We start from the raw sequence: 25,585 nt of genomic DNA, 5'->3' as shown, positions 1-25,585 counted from the left end.
CCATGCATTTTATTTATCAGTATATTTAGGCTCATCAAGGTAAATTCGTTATGTCGATGTTCAGTATAGAACCAAGCAGCTTATCGTTGAGTCTGACACTTGGGCTGACTTTAGGTCTGAGCGCTTGCCAGAGCCTACCCAAACAGCCACATCTACCTGAGAGCCAAGCGCTATCAGCGCGAGTCAATGCTTTATACCAACAAGAAGACAGCCCAAAGATTGAGCAAAATACAGCGACTACAACCAACAATACTGATTTAGTGACCGCCATCACAGCACAAAATGAGATTCATCCTGATCTGTCAGGCTATCACCCGATCGTGACTGGCGCCAATGCGTTTGCCGCCCGTAGTATGTTAACAGGTATGGCCACGCGCAATATCGATGCGCAGTATTATATTTGGCATAATGATCAGGCTGGCCAACTGCTATTAAAAGACTTGTGGGAAGCGGCTGAGCGCGGTGTGATCGTGCGTTTGTTGTTGGATGATTTTAATAACAGTGCAAAGTTTGATCAGCACCTATTACGTTTTGCGAGCCACCCTAATATCGCGGTGCGTATCATCAACCCATTAATGCACCGTAAGTTTTCAACATTGAACTACGTCACAGGTTTGCCGCGTATCAATCGCCGTATGCACAATAAAAGCATGACGTTTGATAAACAGATTACCGTTATCGGCGGACGTAATATCGGTAATGAGTACCTGAGTAACGATCAAAGCAGCCAGTTTGCGGATTTGGATGTTTTACTGATTGGTAAAGTCGTCGCAGACATTGATAATAGCTTTGCCAGTTACTGGTCATCGCCGCTGTCGTTTGACATCGAAACTTTAGCCAAGTTCGACGATGACGTCACGCCTGATTTTTTGAAGGCATTAGACAAGCTGGGTATAGATGAGGAAAATAACGAAGGCAGTAGCTTGACGGTTTATAAAGCCGCCATCAAAGACTCGACGATAGACACTGATCTGATCAACAAACGCGTGCCGTTTCGTTGGACAGACATGCAGTTTTTGAGTGACGATGTTGGCAAGCTGTCCAAAAGCGTCTCATCTGAGACCAACTTGGTGCATCAACTGCGTACGTTACTCGGTAGCCCAACCAAAAAACTGACAATCATCTCGTCTTATTTTGTCCCGACCAAAGATGGGGTCGATACTTTGGTGAAGCTGGCCGAATCTGGCGTTGACATCAAAATATTAACCAACTCATTTGATGCGACCGATGTGACTGCCGTTCATTCTGGTTATAGCCAGTGGCGACCTCGCCTGCTTCGTTCAGGCGTCAAAATATATGAGCTTAAATCGACCGCTGCTGAAGAAAAACGTGACAATAAACTGTGGCGAGCACGCAGCCAATCTTCGACCAGTTTGCACGCAAAAACGTTTGCAGTAGATGATTATCAAGTCTTTATCGGTTCATACAACGTTGACCCACGCTCTGCCAATATCAATACCGAAATGGGCGTAATCATTAATGATGATGAACTAGCAAGGCAGCTGCATGGCGCTTTGAGCGACGATCTATTAAATCAAGCGTATGAAGTCAAGCTACTAGAAAATGGCAACCTGCAATGGCACACCATGGAGAAAGGCGAAAAGGTAGTCTATGACTCAGAGCCACGAGTGGACATGGCTGACCATGTTTGGTTAACCATTATGTCTTGGTTGCCCATTGACTGGCTATTGTAGATATATAGCTTATTAATTTCGACAGTTCTAGAACATTTGGTTTTGCGACTCAGTTGTATCAAGTAAACAAAGTACCATTTAAAAACTTTTATTTTAAACACCCAACTTATTGTTTCGGCAAATCATCTTTCATATATCTTGATTTGCCGTTTTTATCATGGCCGGTTATCCAAACGATGATCGTCTTAATGACCACTTTACTCTGTGGATATGTGATCTATTATGCCGTCTCGTTCTCAATACGCCCTAATGTCTACTAAAGACAAAAACATAGTGATGTTCATTAGCTTCATCAGCGCTGTGATATTTTTTGATTTTTTGATTTACTTGTATATCTCAGATATTGTTTCAGCGGCAATTTTTCCTGCTAATGCTGACCCTAGAGTTGCTAAACTGCAAGGAATGGGGCTTTTTGTTATCGGTTATTTAGCACGTCCAATCGGAGGTGTTCTCATCGGTCGTTATGGTGATATAAAAGGTAGAAAACCCGTTTTATTGCTAAGTATCATAGTCACCGCATGTAGTCTCCTAGCGATGGCATGTCTGCCTACTTATGCGCAGTGGGGCGCGCTTGCACCCGCGTTATTCATATTGCTAAGAATCATACAGGGTATGGCATTTGGTCTTTACGTACCATTATCTTGGGTGTTTGTAGCAGAGCATGTGCCTAGGCAGTATTTATCAGTGGCTTGCAGCTACGTTACGGCTAGCTTTTTGGTAGGTGTACTCTTCTCTAATGCGTTTTTTCTGTGGTTGACTGACTTTATGACCACTGTACAGCTGACTGATTATGGCTGGCGTTTACCATTTTTTGTTGGTGCTTTACTAACCTGTCTACCTTTGTTGGTATGGCGATTGGTTAAAGAGACCCCGTTTTTCTTGGCATTAGATAAGCCAAAAACTGGTAAAAATTTGGGTAGACCATTTACGGTATTATTCAAACGCTGCAAGCACTCTATCTTCGTCAGTATGGTACTGACGCTAGTGATCTCTAGCATCACCTCTGTCATTGTCTTACTACTACCAGATCTAATAGAAATTAACTTTACGTTAGACAGTGACTTGTTTAGCTTCTCCCATAGCTTAGGCATCGTATTTATGATTCTTGGCTGTGTCTTTTATGGGATTATCTCAACCCATGAGAACTTTGGTAAAATTTTGGTCGTTGGCTCTGTTCTACTTATCGCTCAAACACTGGCGTTCTTTTATCATCTGCAGGCGGGTGGCGACTATATATTGATTATGTATGCACTGCTAGGTTTCTGTGCCGGTATCGTGGGCATGGTGCCTGCCATTTTGGTGCAGCTATTTCCGACCAATGTACGTCTCACCGGCATTTCTTTTTGTTATAATATTACCTACGGTATCGTTGGTGTGCTGATACCCTTCGGTCTTGGCTACGCCACGACGCTTATCAGCTTCTCACCAGCGCTATATATTGCCTTTGTGGGCTCTATCGGTATCATTATGGGGCTTTATTTCTATAATTTGCCCGAATTCAAAAAGATTGACCATGTTATTTTATAAATAATAAATCAGTCACTAATTTGAACGATATTTAAAACTAAGGTGCAATGGGATATCTCATCCATTGCACCTTATCCATTATTTAAGACACAGATATTAAGGCTTGATAACCATGGTTGATATGACCAACAAACGCCTCTCAGTTGCGCCAATGATCGACTGGACGACGACAGATTATCGTTATTTTGCACGACTATTTAATCCACATACCTATCTATATACCGAGATGATCAGTACTGGCGCATTGATACATGGCAATCGAGCACGGCATTTGCGCTTTGATACGCTTGAGCATCCTCTTGTATTGCAGCTCGGCGGTGCAGACATCGGTGAAATGACACAATGCGCAGAGTTTGCTCAGCAATATGGCTATGACGAGGTCAATATCAATGTTGGCTGCCCCTCAGATCGCGTACAGCACAATAAGATAGGTGCCTGTCTGATGGCAGAACCTCAGACCGTCGCTGACTTGGTCAAGCATATGCAAGCTGCAGTCGATATTCCAGTGACGGTCAAGCATCGTATTGGCATCGATGACTTTGATAGTTATGAGTTTATGGTGGACTTTGTGCAGACAGTCGCAGCGGCAGGTTGTACCCGCTTTATCGTACATGCGCGTACGGCATGGTTGCAGGGGCTCAGCCCTAAGCAAAACCGCGAAATACCACCGCTGCGTTACGATGATGTGTACCGTCTAAAGCAGGACTTCCCTGAGCTGGATATTGAAATCAATGGCGGTATCGATACAATTGAAGATATAAAAATGCATCTGCAGCATATCGATGGCGTGATGATTGGTCGGGCGTTTTATCACAATCCGTATCTATTAGCAGAGGCCAATAGCTTATGGAATGAGGCAACTCCTGAGACAATACCTAAGCGCTCGGAGATTTTAGCGCAGCTTTATCCCTATCTCGAAGAACAACTCGCAAAAGGCGAAGCGCTGCCAACGATGACACGGCATTATTTAGGACTCTTCCAAGGTCTGATGGGCGCGCGTAAGTGGCGTCAAGCCTTGAGCGGCAAACCTCAGCTGACGATTGATGATATCAAGCGAGCTGCCGATGAAGTACTACTATTAAATCCTGATGCATAGCCCTAACACGTAGCCAAATTTTTATATCTGACTGGCTCGACAGAATTTACATGCCAGCCGTCGTGGTGGTCAGTATTTCATCTACGCCGCTTGCGCAATATACTGCCACATCGCTGCACCATTATTGACAATGTGTAGTACGATTGGCAGTAATAGCGAGCCCGACTTAATCCGTGCATAGCAAAATATCAATGCTAACACTACGATGGTACTAATCTCATAGATACCATACTGCACATGGATCACAGCAAATATCAAACTTGTTACAATACTGGCGACAATCGCCCCATAATTCGCTGAATAGGATGGTGCCGTGAACCGTTCTGCGATGGCTGACCACAATATACCGCGAAAGATAACCTCTTCATAAATTGGTGCGACGACGACCATGGCAAACACCAATAGCCAAACCGAAATGACAGACTGATAGAGAGGATCGACAAACACCAGTGGTGTCATATCGAGTACATACGTTAGTGCCTGACTGGCAATCATAAATATCAGTAGCAGCCCAAGCATTCCTATACCCACCGACAGTGAGAACGGTTTTAGTGCTAAATATTGACGCAGACTGCCACCTTTGAAACGAATAATAAGCACGCTAATTGCCACTAGCAATACACAGCCGATAAGTATAGACAGGCTCACGACCGTTCCGTCATTACTACCGAAAAAGAATATACGCCCTATCGATGTCCTTTCATCGGCAGGTAATACCAACTTGCCAGCGACATAAACACCTACCAACTGACTGATAAAAAACGCAAGCACCATTCCTACTGTTAGTACGAATGTACCCACACGCGAAAATAGCGGCAGAGACTTAGGTGAGGCAGTCGTACTAGATGACGCAGTTAGGTTTTTTGGCATAAAGGTATCACTTAAAAATACTCTGGCAGCTCATATCTATTACAAGCATAACTAATGATATGTTGCGTTTAGTTGGACAATTGCTGCTTAATCAATCCTAACACCTGCGTTGAGACAGACTCTGGATGCTCAAGTGGGAACATATGCCCTCCTTTGTGAGTCTCATAAGGAATACCCAAGCGCGATTTTATCTGCTGCGGAAAGCGACGTTTCAAAAAGATACTGTCTTGACCAATAATTAAAGTCACAGGCACTTTAGGACCACGATTCGGTGCCAGCCAATACCAAGATGGATTGGTACGGAACACAGCAACTTCGCTAGCTTTAGGGATAGCCAATGTCACTTTGCCATCCGCGCGCTCATGTAAGCCGTGATCGATATATCCTTGAAAGCTACGCTCATCAAAATTTTTAAAAAACCCTTTATGTCGCATTTTCTCATATGCTTCATCTCGGCTATCCCACACATCACGGCGATGTTTGGACACGCCAGCTGGTGATAGTTTGTCCATCAGACGATTATTCATAAGCGGTAATCTGTCTGCTGTCTTTGCCAAATGCCACAACAAGCTGACTTTGCCATAAATCCAAGGCGGGTCCATAAGCACCGCTTGTGCAAACAAATCAGGCTGACGATACGTGGCCTGCAACGTACACATGGCCCCAAGCGAATGCCCCACTCCTACCACCTGCGCTACGCCATGCTCTTCGCAGGCATTTTTTACGCTATCGATGATTTGCTGCGTCAAACTACGCCAATGATCATCGACTGGATAATCGGGCGTATCACCCAACATCGCAATATACTCAATCGTAAAAAATTCTGATAAACCTTTAAAAAATGGCTCATATACCGCGCTTGGCATTCCATTAGCATGGGCAAAATGCAGCACAGGTTTATTGGTTATTTTAGAGACAGGCAGTTTAGTAAAGGACTGCAAATTTACTTCATCACTCATGACAGACTCTCGTGGGATCGTTTATGTTATATATTATTGTTAATGATTGAACCTTGTACCATTATTAAAATCAACAGCATCAAAACTACCCTAATCAAAACCAACCATGTTTATATGGCAAATTTGACGACTGTGTTTGATGGTTATAGTTGTATAGCTAATTTAATCAGGCTATCACTCAGACCAAGGTTTTTTATTTGGTATTGCATACAATTAAGGCTGAGCACAATTATATGCTCAGCCTTAACAATCATACACATTATATCTAAAACATAAAACGCTTAACGCATCTGCCCAGTGTTGCTTTCTTGTGGCAATACGTCGAGACTAACGCTAGAGCCAATACCTGCACCTAACTTTACTGCAAAACGATCCATAAACATTTGGAACGGATCAGTTGGGCTATAGCTAATGATCGTATCTAGATCTAGTTGCTTACTTAGACTTGTGATACTACCTGTTTTGTCTGCTAAGCCTAGCTCAATAGACTGTTCACCTGTCCAGAATAACCCCGAGAATAGTTTGTTTTGCTCAGGATTCTTCAGACGGTCACCGCGACCTTCTTTGACAGCATTGATGAAATGCTTGTGCGTGTTTGCTAGTACTTTTTCGACATGGTTTTCTTCATAATCAGTCAACGGACGAGATAAGCTTAAGATATCTTTATACTCACCAGCCGTAATCGTACGATCTTCTACGCCAACTTTGTCCATCAAACCTTTGACGTTATAGCTTGGCATAATGACACCGATAGAGCCGACCAAACTTGATGGATTGACATAAATCTCATCTGCAGCAGACGCAATATAATAAGCACCTGACGCACCGATATCACCAATCACCGCATAAAGCTTTTTGTCTGGGTATTCTTGGCGTAAGTCCATCATGGTCTGCCAAATCTCGTCAGACTGTACCGGTGAACCGCCAGGTGAGTTAATGTCCAATGCCACTGCTTTTGAGTTGCTATTTGCAAAAGCGTCTCTCAATGCTTCATTGACATCATACGCATTAGCCACATCGTCATTACTGATGACGCCTTGCAGCTCAACCACTGCTAAATGTGGATCGCTAGTATCGACTGCGTCCATACCTGTTGGCGTACTGCTGCAACCACGACCAAGGGTCAAAAATATCAATAAGATATAACCAAAGGTCAGTAGTTTAAAAAAGATACTCCAGCGACGAGCGCGGCGCTGCTCAACCACACTCGCTAATAACGTGTTTTCCAGCACCTTCCATTCTTGTCCACTTGGCGGGCTTGGTTGCTGCGGTTGCGTTGGCTGATTTGCCGAGTTATCAGGACGTTTGTTAGGGTCTGGTGGCCAGTTGGGCATATAACTTCCTAAGTTAGAAACAATCTAAAACAATAAAATGAGGTTGTCGAGAAATACAGCTAGAACGGTGATATATACCTGATACTGTCTCACCATATCTGTGACCTATGTTAATAGTCAGTGACCTGTATTAATAGGCTGCTAAGTATGGTGGTATTTCGATAATGGTTCAATAGTATAACTGTGAAATATCACTATATTGTAACGCTGGTAATATAAGCCTTATTTTTGAGGGTGAGTAGTTTCGGCATTGGGAGTGCTATTAATGTTATTTAGCGATAATGCAGCTTCTAACGGCTTATTATCATAGGTTATAACTTCATCGATTCTCTGACGACTTGTGATATCGCCTGTAATTTGCGAGGCACTATGACCAAGCCAACGTGTATTTTTGAATAGCATGTCATCATTATTTGATTCAGCTGAACATAGTAATGCCCACATTTGCCAAACGCGTTGATGAGTATCAGCATTTAAAATCAGACGTGACTGGGACTCTGACTGTTTGCTAGTTAACTTGTTAGATGCTACTTGTACTTGAGGGCTAACAGGTGAATTGGCAGGTAACGAGTTGAGTGGATCTGCCGCATTGTATCTTAGAACGCGTATAGGCAAGTTAGTATCAAGAGCAATCGTACAATCCCAAACGCTGGTATCACCTATCTTAGTCCAACCAGTGATGGCCTGTACTGACAATTCATCGTTGGCCGACTGCCATATTTTGCCTTGCTCACAACGTTGGGCACTGATAGTGGGCGTATCTTCAGACTGCTTAACTGTTTTGTAAGCTTGCTGAAATGCAGACCAACGATCAGAGCGTCCTGCTTGCCAATATTGGCTAATGGCTAACCGGTCATTTAATTGAGCAACAATCATCGGTAGTAATTCAGAATTTTTGGTATTAGCAATATTCTTATCGTCAGGAATTAATGTATCAGTCAGGCCGACACTGCTACTCTGCACGACAATGCTCTCTAACTTATTGACAGATAAACTGCCCAGTTGCTGCTCTAAATTTTTAGATAATTTGTCTGCTGTCAGGCTGCTTGGCATCGTTCGTGTAGAGGCTGGTCTATGATCAGCTAAGAACAACCAATTGGTATTGTCTTCATTGACGGTAGGATATTGTAGCAATGCCGCCGTTATATACGAATCACCTGTCGGCAAAATATATAGGGTCGGCATCGTGACAAATGACTGCTGATTGGCATACACCGTCATCATCAGCAACGTCAATGGTGGCAACGTTAACCAACGACTGAGTAAACCTCGTGGCAACAGCCAAGGCAATGCACTTAGCAAAGCCATCGATAGTATCGCGATATTAACTGGTGTATAGAGCCATGCATCCGATAGCGCTGGCAATGACGTCAGCCAACTCATCAGATTGTGTAGATGACCGACTATCGTACTGATAACTATCCAAATGGTATCCGCGATACTCGGCACCAGAAGGTAACATAGTCCTGCTAATAGATTGAGCGGTACAATCACCCAACCAAATAGCCCGATAGCAAATAAATTGATAAAAAGTCCCCATAACGACGCCTTACCAAATAAAAGCAACGTAACGGGTAATAAAGTAAGAAACAGCCAAAACTGTAGTTTAAATACACGCTTGATCGTTTGCCAAACACGGTTAGATAGCGCGTTATTGAGATGAGTACGTGGCTTATCATCGTATAAATTCGTTGTAGCAGTAGTTTGGTGCTCATACGACTTATCGTCATACTTGAGTAATAACGCCACTGCAATAAAAGATAGCCAGTATCCCGCCTGCCATAATACGTAAGGGTCATGCCAAGCCATAAATATAGCCAATGCCAATAGCACGCGCATCGTACTGATAGGAAGTAATGTTAGTCTAACGAATCCAATCGCTAATAACATCCAAGCCGTACGGGCAGCAGGCACGTCAAAACCAGTAAATAGCGCATAAATAAAAGCGGCACCGATCATTACCCACCAGCGCACTTGCCAGCGCGGAATACGACGGTAAATCGCCGAATAATTACGATCAAACAGCAGTACGGCTATACCTGCTAGCACAATAGCTAAAAACAGTACGTGCGTACCTGAAATAGCGAGCAGATGTGAGATACCCGCCAGTTGATATAAATCCTTAGTATCACGATTAATCAAGCTACGATCACCCGTAAGCAGACTTAATGTCACGGCTTTTGCTTGTTGTTCTGCTGTCGTTTGTGCTGACCAGTCTTGATAAAAATGCTGTCGTAATCGCCAACGCCCTTGATCAATACGAGTACGAAAGCGCTGAAGATATGAATCAGAGTCTAGCGACTGCTTCGAATATTTTTCAGCGCTGATTTCATTGCTAATTTCGCTACTATTTACCAATGTAGGACTCATGGCCAAAATATTTGCAACGCCATCAATATGCCGACCTCGCAACCAGCGATAACTGTCAAAACCAGTAGGGTTATTGACTGCTTGCTCAGAAGTAGCCAACGGCGCCAATGCTAGGCTCATGAATACCTCATCACCGGGCTGCAAATCGTTTAAGGATGTAAGCTGACTATCATTTGCAGACTTTCTTGGATAGGCGTTAAGTAAGATTCGGTGTTCGCTAACTTTGAGACTAACTTCATTGGAATTAATATCGTGATTAGTGCTTAGGCTATTTTTATTTGCATCTAAGTAGTCGGATGTTTTAGTTGCTAATTCTATCGGCGTTAGCTCAGCTACTAATGGAGTGATGTTTGTTATCACTGCTACTTGGCGATAACCGCTGTCTGTAGTGGCATCATAAACACTGTCGCTCAACCCTTCGATACGCACGAGTGCTTGTACTCGTAACGGTGCAGTTACTTCAGTGCTTTCTGCTCGTTGATGAGTAACCAAAGCTTGCAGTGCGCTGCCTATCACTAACACAGTCGCTAACAAAGCTAAGACTAAGTGTCTAATAATTCGGAAAGGAGGTTTAGTATGACGAGATGCATTGTTAAAGGTGTTGTTATCAGCGCTGTGGCTGTCTATCGAGGGTATGTTGAATTGAGCAGACGCCAACAGAAAAGTGGCAAATCCAATCAGCGCCAACGACAGATTAGACGTACCAACTGTCTCTAGCAAGGATAAGTCAGTTGGCAATATCACATTATCTGCGACTGCCAATACGCCCATCATAACTGTAATTATGAGGCTACCAATCAACCAGTACACCAGCACTCCTTGCTTGATGACTTAAATATTATTCGGCCAAATATGGTTACTTACTATAGCAAATGGCACGCGATGCAATAGCATTTATATTTATATTACCCTATACTGAGGCAACGTATTAGGTGGTAACTATCTGACACCACCATTCTGTGTGTTCTAACCTTTATCCTACTCACCATATATTACTTTATACCAGCTTCTCAATACCATTGAGTAGACTGTAGTTAATGATTAAAGGCGATCCTGTGCCCCAAAAACGTCTAAAAGACCTACTTCCTACACCAGAGAAAATCTTAGAAAGTCGCACTTTAAAGCTGTTTGCACCGCACTTGGCTGATCCAAGGTTATGGCATTTTAATCGACACAGCCTAAATAAGGCCGTATATATCGGTGTACTAAGTGCATTTTTTCCACTGCCAGGACAGATGTTGCTGGCACTTATTGGCTCGCTTATTTTTCGTGCCAATGTCCCTATGGCGCTTGGTTTGACATGGATTACCAACCCAGTCACTAGCTTGCCAATATTTTATGCTGGATATTATATCGGTGCAAAGATCATTGATGCACCTGTGATTAGCTTACGATTCATTGGTAGAATGATTGCGGACTTTAGCTTATGGGCATTATCAAATGGTGCCAATCCGTTCATTACTTATCGCGGTACCGTATCGCTTGCTGCATTTTGTATCGGGCTAACGATTTTGGCCGTGGTCACCAGTCTTATTTGTGGTTTGGCATTTAAAGCCATTTGGCGTTACAAAACTGTGGCGAGCTGGCAGAAACGTCAGCAAAAACCTTCTGACGAATCTGACAAGTTATAAGGCAATTTATCTTTGTTATATAGCTATAACGCTTACGCCTTAGCTTAGCTTAGCTTAGCTTAGCTAGCAAAGCTTATTCTTCTTTACTGTTCTCTATAGCATTTAAGACTTTGTCAGTGAAATTGCTATCCATCGGTACAATCTCAATGACTTCATCATTTTTACAGAGCGTATAACGCTTACCTGTCGCGCTATCTTGGACTTTTAAGTCGTAATCAACCCCAGCCAAAGTGATGGCATCAAACACAGGAGTCAGTAGCTCGGTTTGCGCCTGTCTATCGAGCGTTTCAAACAAAGTTGGATCGATGTAAGGCTTTAACGGCTCATCACCTTCTTCTGCACTGCCAAAAGCCGCAATTGGATTATCATCTTCACGCATTTTACGCATCCTTATAAAATAGATAAGGCGGCTGGCTCACAACCGCTTAATCGCTAGTTTCTATGATATATTTTCTTAATAATACAACAATAAACCTTTAACGTAACAGTCCTGAAAAACGCAAACAGATGGCGTTTCGGTCAATTTCTCGACCTAATATAAAAAATTATTAATACTGTTCCCAATGCCCATTGCGTAGCAACAACTGACGGTCAGCAAGCGCCGCCAAATTGCGATCATGCGTCACCATAAGTAGCGCGGTTTGCATGGTGCTTTGTAGCTCTGACAACAGGCCAAAGACGCTTTGTGCATTATCATAGTCCAAGTTACCTGTTGGCTCATCTGCCAAAATAAGCGATGGCTTAGTCACTAGCGCACGTGCAATTGCCACACGTTGGCGCTCGCCACCTGATAGCTCACCTGGTCTATGCATCAAACGATGCTCAAGACCGACATTTTCCAAAATCTCAACCGCTTGCTTACGAGCATCAGTCGTTGATACTTCTGGACGCATCAGCAATGGCATGGCTACGTTTTCGATTGCTGTAAACTCTGCCAACAGGTGATGAAACTGATAAATAAAGCCCAAATGCTTATTTCGCATTGCACCGCGCTCAGTTTCATTCATGCTATTTAATAGCTGACCGTGCAACCAAACTTCACCACTGGTTGGCGTATCTAGACCACCAAGCAAATGTAGCAACGTACTTTTACCTGAACCACTGGTTCCAACGATAGCGATGCGCTCACCCGCATGAACAGTCAGATCAAGACCAGTCAATACTTGTGTACTGACCGCGCCTTCATCATATATCTTATTGATATTGGTCGCCTCTAAAATGGCAGACATAGCGCTTCCTTTATTTTATTTATTTCGGTATTTATTTCGATGTTTAGGCGTTTGCGATTACTCATAGCGTAGCGTTTGAGCAGGCTGAATCTTAGCTGCTCGGCGCGCTGGATAAATCGTTGCCAAAAAGCTCAGTACAAACGACGCACCTGTGATTAATACCACGTCTAACAAACGCAGCTGTGATGGCAAGTAATTGACAAAATACGCATCAAATAGGTTCAGACCAAAGGCTTGGTTAATAAAGCCTAAAATATCGCTGACCGTAAGCGCAAATATCACACCCAGTATCGTACCAGCGATAGTACCGATAACCCCGATAACCACACCTTGGACCATAAAGACTTGCGTAATCAAACGAGGAGACGCACCAAAGGTTTTTAAGATTGCGATATCCGCTTTTTTATCGGTCACTAGCATGACTAGACTTGAGACAATATTAAAAGCAGCAACTAAGATAATCAAAAATAGTAATAGGCCGACCATGGCTTTTTCCATTTGAATTGCCCCAAACAGATTGCCATGAGTCTGTGTCCAGTCATTTGGATATAGCTTCTCAGGTGCTATCGCAGCCGCTTTTTCTGCAGCTATCGGCGCAGTAAAGATATCGTTAAGCTTCATGCGTACGCCCTGCGCACCTTCTGGTAAACGCAGTAATTTTGCCGCATCTCCCATCGGGATAAACGCCATAAGGCTGTCTACTTCTGGGCTGATCGTAAAGATGCCTGTCAGAGTAAAACGCTTAAATCGCGGTATCACGCCTGCTGGTGATGGTGACGCTTCTGGCAATACTAGCGTCACTTTATCCCCTATTTGCAGACCCAAGGACTGCACCATCTCCTCGCCCAACACGATACTGAAGTCACCACTTTTCAGAGTGTCAATACTACCTTCAATCATATGTTCATTGATGATGGAGACGTTTTTTTCGTATTCAGGCTCGACGCCTGTCACCATGATCCCTGCGACCTGACCATTTGATGTCAGCATCCCTTGCAGTTGAATGAATGGTGCCACAGCTGCCACTTCTGGGTCTTCTTTGATCTGATCGGCTAGCTGTTCCCAGTCGCCAATAATTTCTGATGAGACCACAGTAGCCTGCGGTACCATTCCCAAAATACGGGTTTTCAGTTCACGGTCAAAGCCGTTCATCACTGATAGCACCGTAATCAATACGGCAACCCCAAGCGTCAGACCAATCATCGAGATGAGTGATATAAAGGAGATAAAGCCATTACTACGTTCTGCTCGGGTATATCGTAAGCCGATAAATAACGCTAAAGGACGAAACATATTCAAACTCTTTATCTTATCTACGTGCGACTTTATATAGGTTGCATAACGAGCAGTAGTAAATGCATCATACAGTTGCTACTACTCACATATAAATCAAACACAAAAACAGGGTGTCAGACGAGCCAATAACAGCTGTCAAAAGGGAGCTAGTTTGACACAAACTAGCTGATATGTGCCAGTCATTAGCAACAACTGAGAGTATTTTTTACCAAAAAACTGGGTTTTGTTATTATTTTTTATAGGGGGCTTGCTATTAGCTGTACCAATACCTATATATTATATGCTAAAGACAATTGTCATTAACCCCTCATTGAGGTTTCTGATCTTTTACTGGCTAGGCTGCTGACCATCATAAACCAATCATTTAAAATGTTGGATGGTACACAAGCAAACACAGTATTAGATACAAACCTCACGCTGACTTAATTTTGAGTATTTTCATGACCATAAATTATCAATACAAAAACATTCAATCTCCCACCAAGATCACGTTGACCGATGAGCAGTCTGCAGGTCACGCCGATCACTGGCGTATTCTGACCGATGATATGAGTCATGATGTGCCTGAATGGCTACAAAAAATGATCGAAGTCGCAGCGATGCCTAAAGGCCTGAACAACAACGTCAGTGCAAAAGACAGCTGCCTGCTTTTATCAGAAGATCAGCCATGCCATATTAATCAAGTGCTCGCGATGAAAGATGGTAAGCCAGAATGCTTTATCAATGCCTATCCTTGTGTCGATAGTCCTTACGGATTGAACTGCAAAATTGAGCGTGTCATCGCCAATGACAACTCGCACGATGCCGTGTTGCGCTTACGTACTGCTGATGGCAGCATTATTTATGCGTTTGATCAGCTCTATACGACCAACCGTCATCTATATCAGCGCGACACCTCTTATTATGTCAACTTTAGTGCTTGGGCGCACGAAATTAAGCTAAGCGAGCAAAACGAAGTCATCATGGTAGAAGATCAAGAGTCTATCCGTTATCACCGTGCCTTTAATGACATCGTGGCAGCAAATGACGGAAAAATCCCTGATGATCTGCAAGAGCAAATCAGTGAATGGAAACCTGAAACCAAAGAGCAAATGGCACCTGTTGAGATTAATTTAGGCCATATGTGCGCTTACTTGTTTGGCGATACGCTAGGACAAGAAGACGAAGCTTGGTGTCAGGGGCAAGTGCTTGGCAAGCAAGAAACCGTGTTTAACGGTAAATCTATCATATTGTTTGATGTGGTAACGCTACGTGAGCAAGATGCAGATCCTTTTGTAGTGCGTATCGGTGCGCTTAATACTGCTGAAACTAATAGTATTAAAGTACATGACTACGTTCAAGCGAACGTATGGCTACAAGCAGCGATATACAAAGAAAACCAATCAAATGTGACGCAGCAATCAAAAGCTAGCTAGCCTGTTTGAGAAATCTTCTCTAGCTTTCATGCTTACTTATGTACTTACGCAATAAAAAAGCCCCTAATATGAATTAGGGGCTTTTCTGTGTCTTATGAATTCTTTCAATGCAAAACGTAACGTAAAAATCGTATAGGTATATGATTAAGCCATCGTCGTCATTGATTTGATGCGAGTATATAGCTCTTTTTGCTCTGCGCTTGGACGTGCAGTCTGTACGGCCATTAGCTGTGACATATCGCCTTCGACACGGATTTTGCCACTCATAAACGCACCCATGATTTGGTTGGTATCAAAATCAGTGATGATAGACTGTAGGATATCGCGATCTAATAGCAGCGTCGTCGTTGCATTATCATTTAAGCCACGATGCAGCAAACCATTTGCAAAATTGGCTTCGATAGTTTTATCAGCTTCAGCCACTTTTAGGTTGACGACCATATTGGCAAGTACTGGTGGTAAATTTAACTCACCTGCTTCGTTGCCCATTTTTTCTACTTGCTCAAACCATTCATCTGTCAAAAAAACTGCCATATTATATTATCCTTAATTGATATTCTGTCAGACCAATATCCCTTGAGGCACTATTGGCCTAACTATTAGAATTATTAAAATGATTGCTATCAATAGACCTATGCGATACATAGCCATTAATGACGTTCAGCCTCATTATAAAGGGCGACTTGATAAGAAGTAAAACCTATTTATCGGCTCAGCAATGTTATTGTTACAAAATTTCTTTGCAAGCCTACGCTTATGTCTAGCGAGCGCTTCCCCTATTCAATCAAAATAAGCATCTAGAATAGTGACAAAATTGTGTATAAAATAGAGGAGTAGCACAGCAATAATAAGTTGCTCGCTAACATTTATACCAAAGAGTTTGTATTTTGGCGCATAGTTCTGATGATATTTAATTAGGATTGCGTTACAATACCCTTAAACAGAGTCGGGAGTTTTAACCAAACATTACATAATCGTGTTTTTTGTCAGCCGCCGCTAGCATACGTCTATGGTCAATGCGTTTTAATAGCCCTATAGATATGGGTATCTATCTTCATTAGTACAGATTTTTTCGTAATAATTAAGATACATATTTAGCCTTATGAGATGTTTGATGCTCAAAACGGCGCGTCTTCTTATTTACCTTGATGATCTATTAACAATCCTACTATCGATTGACCTTAAGTAAGATGTACGAAATGCCTATTTCTATTTATTAGTATTAACTAATAGACAGTAAGGGCCTAAATCGATAGTTAATGACGTCATTGCGCTAAATAAGCCAAAAAACAACATGTGTTGGCGCTAGTATAAATACAGATTTGAGAGTATTTATAGTGCAGACAACATAGATTGTTGGTTAATTCTGTTGATAATTCGGGCTGTAAAGGAATCATCCAATGAGTTTACAAAACACAGCAGTCGCCCCAGTTGACCGTGAGTATGAAATTACTATCGTAAGATTTTTTACGATCATGGCTGTCGTTTGGGGCATCGTCGGCATGAGTCTTGGTGTGTTCATTGCTTCACAGTTAGCATGGCCAGCACTCAACTTTGACATTCCATGGCTGACCTTTAGTCGTTTAAGACCACTGCATACCAATGCGGTGATTTTTGCGTTCGGTGGCTCTGCCCTGTTCGCAACGTCTTACTACATCGTTCAGCGTACCTGTAAGACGCGTTTATTTGCGCCATATTTGGCTTGGTTTACCTTTTGGGGTTGGCAAGCGGTTATCGTATCCGCTGTTATTACCCTTCCTCTAGGTTTGACCTCAACTAAAGAATACGCTGAGCTTGAGTGGCCGATCGATATCCTAATTGCCTTGGTATGGATCTCTTATGCCATTGTATTTTTTGGTACGCTCATCAAACGTAAAACCTCACATATCTATGTGGCTAACTGGTTCTTTGCCGCTTTCATCATTACGATTGCACTACTACACATCGTAAACAGCATGGCGATTCCAGTTAGCGCGTTCAAATCTTATTCGCTATTTGGCGGTGCAACTGATGCGATGGTGCAGTGGTGGTACGGGCATAATGCGGTAGGTTTTTACTTAACGGCAGCCTTCCTTGGAATGATGTATTATTTCGTTCCTGTACAGATTGGCCGTCCTATCTATTCTTATCGTTTGTCTATCGTTCACTTTTGGGCATTGATTGCTTCATATATGTGGGCCGGTGGTCACCATTTGCATTATTCAGCGCTTCCTGATTGGACGCAGTCTCTTGCTATGGTCTTCTCAATCATCCTGTTCGCACCATCTTGGGGTGGTATGATTAACGGTGTACTAACGCTATCAGGTAGTTGGGATAAGCTGCGTACCGATCCAATCATTCGCTTTATGATTGTTGCATTGTCGTTCTACGCGATGTCGACGTTCGAAGGCCCAATGATGTCTATTAAAACAGTGAATGCGCTATCGCATAATACTGATTGGACAGTTGGTCACGTACACTCAGGCGCACTTGGCTGGGTTGGTATGATTACCATTGGTTCGCTATACGTACTGTTACCACGTATTTATAACAAACCGAAGATGTACTCTATCAGCTTAATCACCACGCATTTCTGGCTTGCGACTGCAGGAACGATTTTCTATATCGTGTCTATGTGGATCTCAGGTATTGGCCAAGGCATGATGTGGCTTGCTACTAACCCAGACGGTACTTTGGTATATAGCTTCGTTGATACTGTTGAATTCTCGCATTTTCCATATATTGGCCGTGCATTTGGTGGCTTCTTATATGTATCGGGTATGTTTGTAATGGCTTATAACTGCTATAAAACACTCAAAATGCCAGAAGGTAAGCCTGTAGATGTCGCTGATCCAACGGATCATGAACCTAGTGTCGAAAAACCTTCGACAGCTAACGTATAAGGAGCGATCATGGCTGGTACACCGCATGAAATTATTGAAAAAAATACAGGCTTGTTAGTCATTGGTATCGTGATTGCTATTAGTTTTGCAACGCTAGTTGAAATCGTGCCATTGATCTATGACAACAACGGTCCTGAAGAAGGTGGGGTGAACGCTCCCCTTCCTGCCATGGAGCCTTGGACAGCGCTTGAATTTGAAGGTCGTGATATTTATATCCGTGAAGGATGTCACGTTTGTCATACTCAAATGGTTCGCCCATTACGTGCAGAAGTTGAACGTTATGGACCATATTCACGTGCCGCCGAGTCGACGTGGGATCATCCATTCTTATGGGGATCGAAACGTACTGGACCAGATTTAGCACGTGTTGGTGGCCGTTATTCTGAAGATTGGCAAAAGCAACATTTGATCAATCCACGTTCGCTAGTGCCTGAGTCAGTTATGCCAGGTTTCCCTTGGTTGGCGACTAACGAAGTAGATGGCGAAAACATTCAAGCTAAAATGCGTCTATTCCGCGATCGCTTCGGTGTTCCTTATACTGAAGAAGACATTGAAGGCGCTCCAGATGCAGTGCTTGGCGCTACTGAGCTTGACGCTTTGGTCGCCTATCTACAGCAGTTAGGTACCGCAATGGAAGGACAGCGCTAATGGGTATTGGTGAATTACAAACAATTGCGACCGTTTCTGCCTTTATTGCCTTCGTAGGCGTTGCATGGTGGGCGTATTCGCCAAAAAACAAAAAACGCTTCGAAGAAGATGCACAACTTGCGCTTGATGACAAGGATATAAAATCTCTGTCTGAAGAGCAGCGCAATAAGGATAAATGATGACATTTTTTTGGAGTTCTTGGATCACTGTATTTAGTTTTGCTTGTTGGCTATTTATTCTTGGCGTCCTTTTGATGGTTCTAAAGTACAAGCCAGAAGTAGAAGAAGACGGTACAACAGGTCATGAATATGATGGCATCCGAGAATACGACAAACCCCTGCCCAAGTGGTGGTTAGTGATATTTTTTGGCTCAATCGTCTGGGGCATCGCTTACTGGGTGTTTTTCCCAGCCATGTTCCCTAAGCATTGGGACGGTATTGCCACAGTAGAAGTCGATGGCGAAACGGTACCTTGGACCTCTAAAAACGAGTTGTTCAGTGAGCTTGAAAGCAACAACAAAGTATTTACCGATAACTTTGAAAAAAGCATTTTGGTAAAAGCAGATGCTGCAGGTGCGACTGCGACACTTGGTACGCTAAACGAGTTACAAGCGACCATGCGTCGTAGCGAAAACCCGCCAGCAGATCTACAGACTAAAATTGACGAAAAAGTTGCAGAACTTGCTCCTTATGTCGAAAAACTGTCTGAAAATCCAAATGCTTTAAAAGTTGGTAGCCGCTTGTTCCTACAGAACTGTTCTGTATGTCATGGCTCTAACGCTAAAGGTGCGACAGGCTACCCTAACCTAACAGATAATGATTGGTTATATGGCGGCGAAGCTAGCAACATTCTGACCACGCTACACAATGGTCGTATCGGCGGTATGCCTGCTTGGCGCGATCAGATCGGCGAAGACGGTGTACGTGCAGCTTCTGAATATGTATTGTCACTATCTCCAAACAACGGTAGTAAGAGTAACGGTGAACTTGACCAAACTTTGGTTAATCAAGGCGAAGCTATCTTTAAGCAGCAGTGTGCACTATGTCACTCTGAAAGCGGTAAAGGTATGATTTCAGCAGGTGCACCGAACTTGACTGACAATATCTGGTTATATGGCGGTGAGCGTGAGACTGTACGTAACACATTACGTTATGGCCGTGCTGGCGTTATGCCTCAGTGGGAAACTAAGCTAGGTAATGAGCGTATCATGCTACTTGCTGCTTATATCTACTCATTATCAGATAAAACAGGCAAGTCACCTGAATCAGCACCAGTTACTGCAGCTACTCAGCCTGTAGCAACTGAAGAAGCAACTGCTAACTAAGACGTTGTTACTGTACTGAATATGGACGAGATTTAATGAAGGGAGAACTGTTATTGCAGTTCTCCCTTTTTCGTATAGTGGTATTGATTTTCATTTAGAAATGACAATGATGAGCGGCTATAAACACTAGAAATCGTTCTCATATATTCGTTGCTTTTTATGATTATCACCCCATTATTAGTAAGGAGAATGCTAAAATAGCTATTTTTTAAAATAGTCTATTGGTCATGGCTTTATATCGCTCTGACTCAATCACATAACACGATAGTCAATTTCACATAAATTAGATGCAGGCTTGTTTAGTCTACTATTTGTAGTACCTTTGCTCCCCTTTCCTTGCATCAAAACTATGTTGAACCGACTATATTTACAATCGATCATTTGGTAAGCAGATTAGAAGATTTTTTATTGCATTTTCTATCCGCTATTTACTGACATTGATAACATCATACACTCATATACCTCGACGCTAGAGGTGTTTGTTCATCATGCCAGCAGACTGATTCTTTTTTTAAAGAGGCACGTTTATGTCAGCACAACAATCCAATAAAATTCCTGTACAACAAGTCGATCTTGATGCAACCAAGCATCGTGTACACCCAAGGTTTGTAACAGGTTTTTATCAAAATATTCGTGTCATCACGATGTATGCTCTTTTGGCGGCTTTTTTACTTTTGCCATGGCTGCGCTATAATGATAGACAAGCGATATGGTTTGATGTGCCATCGCAGCATTATTATATTTTTGGCATGACGTTTTTGACGCAAGATTTCTATTTTATTGCTGCATTTGCCATTATTGCCGCGTTTACGCTGTTTATGGTGACGGTATATGCAGGACGCGTTTGGTGCGGTTACGCCTGTCCTCAAACGATATGGACGCATCTATACCAATATGTTGAAAAATGGGTAATTGGCGATCGTAATAAACGTATCAAGTTTGATAAAGCACCGTTAAGTGCGAGCAAAGTGTTCAAGCGCACAGTTGTCTATTCAGTTTGGTTTTTGCTTTCTGTGATTACAGCAGCGACCTTTGTTAGTTATGTGGCGGGAACAGACTCTCTATATCATAGCTGGCAGTCAATAGGAGTAATTCCATTCCCTGACTGGCCAACGTGGGTATGGGTTTCAATGTTTATCTTCACCTTTGCTACTTATGCCAATGCAGGCTACATGCGTGAGCAGATGTGTGTACAGATTTGTCCTTATGGCCGCTTTCAGAGTGTGATGTTTGATAAAGACACATTGATCGTATCTTATGATTATGAACGCGGTGAGCCACGTGGTGCCCGTAAAAAAGGCACAAATCCAGAGCACTTAGGCGATTGCATTGAATGTACCATGTGTGTGCAGGTCTGCCCTACTGGTATCGATATTCGTGATGGTTTGCAAGTTGGCTGTATCCAGTGTGCAGCTTGTATTGATGCCTGTAACGAAGTGATGGACAAGGTCGGCTATCCGCGTGGACTGATTCGTTATACGACCGAACGTCAGTTAGCAGAAAAAGAGCCAAGCCGCGTACTACGCCCACGATTATTTGCTTATTTGACGTTATTAGCTGTGCTATGTGGCGGTGTGATATATGCGTTAACCGATCGCGTGCCCTTAGAGATTGATATCCGCCGTGACCGTAATCAGTTGTCGTCTATCAATAATCAAGGCATGATCGAAAACAGCTATATCGTTAAGCTAACCAATAAGACACAGGATACTCATACCTACACGATAACACTAGCACCGCAAAAAGGGTTGAGCTTAGAGCTGCGCTTTAATGATGTACCGTTAGAAGCAGGCGAAAGCTTTGATATGCCAGTCAGTATTTATGGTGATCCTGATGTGATAGAGTTTGGCCAAACGCCTGTCACGCTAAATGTGAGCAGCGAAAACGGTAAGTACAAGGTAAGTAAGCAAAATATCTTTACGACCCAAGGTCAGTAAATGATTAGCAGACCTATTGTTTAATTTCATGTATATCATTCGGTAGTCTGTAGCTAGTGCAAGTAATTAAATAACTAATTGTTCTAGCGAAAGGCTATTGGATACACGTTTTATCATTAAACTGGCAGCACTTAGCCGCCGAATTATCCGTTGATACCATTTGTAGATGTCTAATGAACAGCTATCTATTGAATGCGTATCTGATGCATAGGTATTTTATGTCTACTCCAGCACCGAACTTTAAACATCAAGATAAGCAGCCATGGTATAAAAATTACATGGTCGTTATCTTTGTGATTGGCATGCCTGCTGCGGTCGTGATCGCTTGTATTTGGTTTGTTTATTACTCTTACCAGATCCGTGATAGCGTGGTACGTGACGACTGGTATATGGATGGCAAAACGCTCTATCATGATGTATCCCGTGATAAGCTCACGTATGACTTAGACTTGCATGGACAAATGCAGTTTGCAGAAAATGGCGATATTGTGTTTTATCTTAACTACCCTGAGCAAAGCGTCCAGTCAGGCAAGCTGCTAAACGGCACACCACTTACTTATCCTGATACGTTGGAACTTTCTATTTCTCATGCGACGGATATCAAAAAAGACCGCGATGTTGTCCTTAAGCATGTTGAGGGAAATAAATACAGCGCACAAGTCGATATTGATCCTGTAAAAGCCAAATATTACCTACAGGTTAGCAACGACGGTAAAGATGATTGGCGTATGCAAGATGTCGCAAAACTGCCTCGTTCAAAGGTCAGCTTTGACCCGCTACCCGTTTTTGCTAAAAGTTAATGCTGTTAGTAGCATCTAGACATAAAAAAACCAGCCGCTCGTCAGAGATCGGCTGGTTTTTTTTGAGCTATTTAATATTCTACTAATGAATAGGTACTATTTAATATAACCCTGATTCATAACTACTAAATCACAGGGTTAATCGTTGGGATTTTCTGTGCTTTACGCTCGTTTTGCGCGGCTTTGTCCGTCTCTGTTGAATAAGGCTTGTCACTAGCGAACTTAGGATTGAACGTTTGCGTCCTTGGCGAGACAGGTAAACCAATCTCAGCCAAACTATCTGTCTGCCCAGCTTGAATATTGTCGCCTTCAAATAAACGCTCATCGTTATCACGGTCAAGACTGAGTGTTTCAAAATCAAACAATTCACGATCAGCTAACTGTGATGGCGCGACGTTTTGCATGGCCTTAAAGATAGAAGCCAAACGCTGCGGATGAGCATCATCCCATTCACGCAGCATATCGTTGATGATGGCACGCTGTAGATTGGTTTGACTGCCACATAGGTTACAAGGAATGATTGGGAATTCCTTTAATTTGGCATATTCAATAATGTCTTTCTCTTCGACATAGGCCAATGGGCGAATCAGCATATTTTGCTTGTCATCACTCAGCAGTTTGGGCGGCATGGATTTGAGCGCACCACCATGGAATAAATTCAAAAAGAAGGTCGCTAGCATATCGTCACGATGATGGCCAAGGGCAATCTTAGTCGCGCCAATTTGTTTAGCAAAGCCATATAGTGAGCCGCGGCGCAGACGAGAGCACGCAGAGCAGTAAGTCTTGCCTTCTGGCACCACACTTTTGACGATGCTATATGTGTCTTTTTCTAAAATATAGTGGGCAATGCCCTGCTCGTTTAGATACGCAGGTAAAATGTCTTCCGGATAGCCTGGCTGCTTCTGATCAAGATTGACAGCGAAGATATCAAAATGAATCGGTGCAATGCGTTTTAGCAGCAATAAAATATCGAGTAAGGTATAGCTGTCTTTACCACCCGAAACACAGACCATCACCACATCGCCATCTTCGATCATATTAAAATCGCGGATTGCCCAAGAGACTTGGCGACGCAGCTTCTTTTGTAGTTTACGAAAGTACGCTGATTCGGTAGGTGCTTGCGCATCGGCAAACTGCTCATCAATCATGTCCTCATCATTGCCATCTTCAGAGACGTCATCGTACTCTCTACTGTCAGTACTGATGTCTAAAGCCTGAGTATCAAAGCTCGTTGCATCAGATACATCATCAGCTTGAGAAGGAATATTTGGCGTAAATAAGGTTGCTGCGGTCATAAGTTACTCAATATCTTTATAAGGGTGGTTTTACTATAAAGCGATTTGCGATAAGGCTTTTAAAGCATTATCACCAATGTTATGTGACTGATACTTTAAAAGCTGCGATTATAACAAATATTGCTAACAGATTGAAAAGATGACAGTAATACCGACTTTATTTTATTACGATGCTGTTTAAATTTGCTTTAGCAGCTTAGTGACGGGTGATTGGTCGCTTCGTGGTTCTGTAGTAGACGTATTTTTGCTAAAATAGCCGTTTTCGTAAACCAATAATAGATATCACTATGACTAACGTTACTTTGCAAAACACCCCCAATCAAGTATCAGATGCTGATTTAGCTGCCCTTACCAAAAGCCAAAATGCGGTTGTCCTTTTATCTGGCGGTCTCGATTCGGTGACTTGCTTATATTGGGCAAAAGCACGCTATGCATCAGTGACAGCAGTCAGCTTTAACTATGGTCAGCGTCATAATAGTGAACTTGTGGCCGCAAAGACCATCGCTGAGACAGCAGGCGTCAATCATAGAATCATCGATATTGATATCGCACAACTGGGTGGCTCATCATTAACAGACCACAGTATGATCGTGCCAGACGGTGATTCGGACAAATTCCCTAGCAAAAAGCGCGACGAAATCGATAACGACGCTATTCCTAATACCTACGTGCCTGCGCGCAACACAATATTCTTATCGTACGCGTTAGCAGTCGCCGAAGTCGCTGATGCAAATCATATTGTCATCGGTGTCAGCTCAGTTGACTATTCTGGCTATCCTGATTGTCGCCCAGAGTATATAGCTGCCTTTGAACATATGGCCAATCTCGCGACAAAAGCGGGCGTTACTGGCCATCGCTTATCGATTCAAACGCCATTGCAGCAATTATCAAAAGCCCAAACTATTGAGCTTGGTCTGTCATTAGGTGTCGATTACGGCCAGACGATTTCTTGTTATCGTGCAGATGCCAATGGTCTTGCTTGCGGTGTTTGTGATAGCTGCGCACTGCGTCGTCAGGGCTTTGCCCAAGCTGGCGTAACCGACCCTACTCATTATCAGTCTTAATTAATTTTAGTCGGTCCTATATCAGTTGGATACGGTATCAGGCGTGCTTAGTCCACTACTTGTAGTACGTCTACTTATCTCCCTTGTACCCAAAGCATATTAAGACAACTATGTATTAACGCTAAATATTGCGTGGAATGACGATACCCATCAACATTCGCGCAACATTCGCTTGCATTAACACAGCACGTCGTTCTTGTATTCTAATCGACAT

Annotated in this window: 21 protein-coding genes; 12 read left to right on the top strand and 9 right to left on the bottom strand. The window is 42.9% G+C overall.

Annotated elements, in window-relative coordinates; all coding sequences use genetic code 11:
• Positions 1–50: 50 nt before the first annotated feature.
• The 3 genes from QL886_RS03360 (at position 51) to dusA (ending at position 4,317) form a co-directional block, all read left to right on the top strand.
• Positions 51–1,694 carry a phospholipase D family protein gene (locus tag QL886_RS03360; RefSeq protein WP_290177633.1) on the top strand — a complete coding sequence of 548 codons (1,644 nt, stop codon included), beginning with the start codon at positions 51–53 and terminating at the stop codon, positions 1,692–1,694.
• A gap of 222 nt (positions 1,695–1,916) precedes the next feature.
• Positions 1,917–3,221 carry an MFS transporter gene (locus tag QL886_RS03355; RefSeq protein WP_290177632.1) on the top strand — a complete coding sequence of 435 codons (1,305 nt, stop codon included), beginning with the start codon at positions 1,917–1,919 and terminating at the stop codon, positions 3,219–3,221.
• A 112-nt stretch (positions 3,222–3,333) separates the two neighbouring features.
• Positions 3,334–4,317, top strand: a complete 984-nt coding sequence (dusA, locus tag QL886_RS03350) for a tRNA dihydrouridine(20/20a) synthase DusA (protein WP_290177631.1) — start codon at positions 3,334–3,336, stop codon at positions 4,315–4,317.
• Between the two features lie 81 nt (positions 4,318–4,398).
• Here dusA and QL886_RS03345 read toward each other — a convergent pair whose 3' ends face one another.
• The 4 genes from QL886_RS03345 to QL886_RS03330 all read right to left on the bottom strand — a co-directional run bounded on the left by QL886_RS03345 (position 4,399) and on the right by QL886_RS03330 (position 10,660).
• Entirely contained in the window at positions 4,399–5,187 is a 789-nt protein-coding gene (locus QL886_RS03345; protein WP_290177630.1) for a CPBP family intramembrane glutamic endopeptidase, read from the bottom strand.
• A 68-nt stretch (positions 5,188–5,255) separates the two neighbouring features.
• On the bottom strand, positions 5,256–6,146 hold the full coding sequence (locus QL886_RS03340) for an alpha/beta hydrolase (protein ID WP_290177629.1): 891 nt from the start codon (positions 6,144–6,146) through the stop codon (positions 5,256–5,258).
• Between the two features lie 281 nt (positions 6,147–6,427).
• On the bottom strand, positions 6,428–7,480 hold the full coding sequence (sppA, locus tag QL886_RS03335) for a signal peptide peptidase SppA (RefSeq protein WP_238069481.1): 1,053 nt from the start codon (positions 7,478–7,480) through the stop codon (positions 6,428–6,430).
• A 222-nt stretch (positions 7,481–7,702) separates the two neighbouring features.
• Positions 7,703–10,660: a ComEC/Rec2 family competence protein gene (locus QL886_RS03330; protein WP_290177628.1), complete on the bottom strand. Its 2,958-nt coding sequence runs from the start codon at positions 10,658–10,660 to the stop codon at positions 7,703–7,705.
• 245 nt (positions 10,661–10,905) lie between these two features.
• Here QL886_RS03330 and QL886_RS03325 point away from each other — a divergent pair, with 245 nt between their 5' ends.
• Complete coding sequence (locus QL886_RS03325; RefSeq protein WP_227522947.1) at positions 10,906–11,481, top strand: DUF2062 domain-containing protein; 576 nt, start codon at positions 10,906–10,908, stop codon at positions 11,479–11,481.
• A 73-nt stretch (positions 11,482–11,554) separates the two neighbouring features.
• On the opposite strand, the gene QL886_RS03320 is transcribed toward QL886_RS03325, so the two are convergent.
• The 3 genes from QL886_RS03320 to QL886_RS03310 form a co-directional block, all read right to left on the bottom strand.
• The gene (locus QL886_RS03320; protein WP_057760791.1) at positions 11,555–11,860 is read right to left on the bottom strand and encodes a hypothetical protein; all 306 of its coding nucleotides are present in this window, start codon (positions 11,858–11,860) and stop codon (positions 11,555–11,557) included.
• Positions 11,861–12,029: 169 nt separating this feature from the next.
• Entirely contained in the window at positions 12,030–12,710 is a 681-nt protein-coding gene (gene lolD, locus QL886_RS03315) for a lipoprotein-releasing ABC transporter ATP-binding protein LolD (RefSeq protein WP_057760792.1), read from the bottom strand.
• A gap of 57 nt (positions 12,711–12,767) precedes the next feature.
• Complete coding sequence (locus QL886_RS03310) at positions 12,768–14,003, bottom strand: lipoprotein-releasing ABC transporter permease subunit (RefSeq protein WP_102092330.1); 1,236 nt, start codon at positions 14,001–14,003, stop codon at positions 12,768–12,770.
• A gap of 443 nt (positions 14,004–14,446) precedes the next feature.
• Between QL886_RS03310 and QL886_RS03305 the strand changes: the two genes are divergently transcribed.
• Entirely contained in the window at positions 14,447–15,421 is a 975-nt protein-coding gene (locus tag QL886_RS03305; protein WP_201547824.1) for a hypothetical protein, read from the top strand.
• 144 nt (positions 15,422–15,565) lie between these two features.
• Here the strand turns inward: QL886_RS03305 and QL886_RS03300 are convergent, their stop codons facing one another.
• Positions 15,566–15,955: an SCP2 sterol-binding domain-containing protein gene (locus QL886_RS03300; protein ID WP_057760797.1), complete on the bottom strand. Its 390-nt coding sequence runs from the start codon at positions 15,953–15,955 to the stop codon at positions 15,566–15,568.
• Positions 15,956–16,821: 866 nt separating this feature from the next.
• On the opposite strand from QL886_RS03300, the gene ccoN reads away from it, so the two are divergent.
• From ccoN to QL886_RS03270, 6 genes are all read left to right on the top strand, one after another.
• Complete coding sequence (ccoN, locus tag QL886_RS03295; RefSeq protein ID WP_057760799.1) at positions 16,822–18,303, top strand: cytochrome-c oxidase, cbb3-type subunit I; 1,482 nt, start codon at positions 16,822–16,824, stop codon at positions 18,301–18,303.
• A 9-nt stretch (positions 18,304–18,312) separates the two neighbouring features.
• On the top strand, positions 18,313–18,951 hold the full coding sequence (ccoO, locus tag QL886_RS03290; RefSeq protein WP_290177627.1) for a cytochrome-c oxidase, cbb3-type subunit II: 639 nt from the start codon (positions 18,313–18,315) through the stop codon (positions 18,949–18,951).
• The gene (locus tag QL886_RS03285; protein WP_290177626.1) at positions 18,951–19,130 is read left to right on the top strand and encodes a cbb3-type cytochrome c oxidase subunit 3; all 180 of its coding nucleotides are present in this window, start codon (positions 18,951–18,953) and stop codon (positions 19,128–19,130) included. Before ccoO ends, QL886_RS03285 begins: the two co-directional genes overlap by 1 nt.
• On the top strand, positions 19,130–20,275 hold the full coding sequence (locus tag QL886_RS03280) for a c-type cytochrome (protein ID WP_290177692.1): 1,146 nt from the start codon (positions 19,130–19,132) through the stop codon (positions 20,273–20,275). Before QL886_RS03285 ends, QL886_RS03280 begins: the two co-directional genes overlap by 1 nt.
• 527 nt (positions 20,276–20,802) lie before the next feature.
• A complete protein-coding gene (ccoG, locus tag QL886_RS03275) occupies positions 20,803–22,212 on the top strand; it encodes a cytochrome c oxidase accessory protein CcoG (RefSeq protein WP_290177625.1) in 1,410 nt (469 codons plus the stop codon).
• A gap of 218 nt (positions 22,213–22,430) precedes the next feature.
• Positions 22,431–23,012, top strand: coding sequence for a FixH family protein (locus tag QL886_RS03270; protein WP_057760810.1), 582 nt, complete (start codon positions 22,431–22,433; stop codon positions 23,010–23,012).
• 125 nt (positions 23,013–23,137) lie between these two features.
• On the opposite strand, the gene ttcA is transcribed toward QL886_RS03270, so the two are convergent.
• Positions 23,138–24,307 carry a tRNA 2-thiocytidine(32) synthetase TtcA gene (ttcA, locus tag QL886_RS03265; protein WP_290177624.1) on the bottom strand — a complete coding sequence of 390 codons (1,170 nt, stop codon included), beginning with the start codon at positions 24,305–24,307 and terminating at the stop codon, positions 23,138–23,140.
• A 287-nt stretch (positions 24,308–24,594) separates the two neighbouring features.
• Here ttcA and queC point away from each other — a divergent pair, with 287 nt between their 5' ends.
• A complete protein-coding gene (queC, locus tag QL886_RS03260; protein ID WP_101205716.1) occupies positions 24,595–25,371 on the top strand; it encodes a 7-cyano-7-deazaguanine synthase QueC in 777 nt (258 codons plus the stop codon).
• Positions 25,372–25,585: the final 214 nt, after the last annotated feature.

This window comes from Psychrobacter sp. APC 3281 (assembly GCF_030407815.1).
Lineage (GTDB): Bacteria > Pseudomonadota > Gammaproteobacteria > Pseudomonadales > Moraxellaceae > Psychrobacter.
Note: the sequence above shows the minus strand (reverse complement) of the source record. Positions and strands in the feature narration are given on the sequence as shown.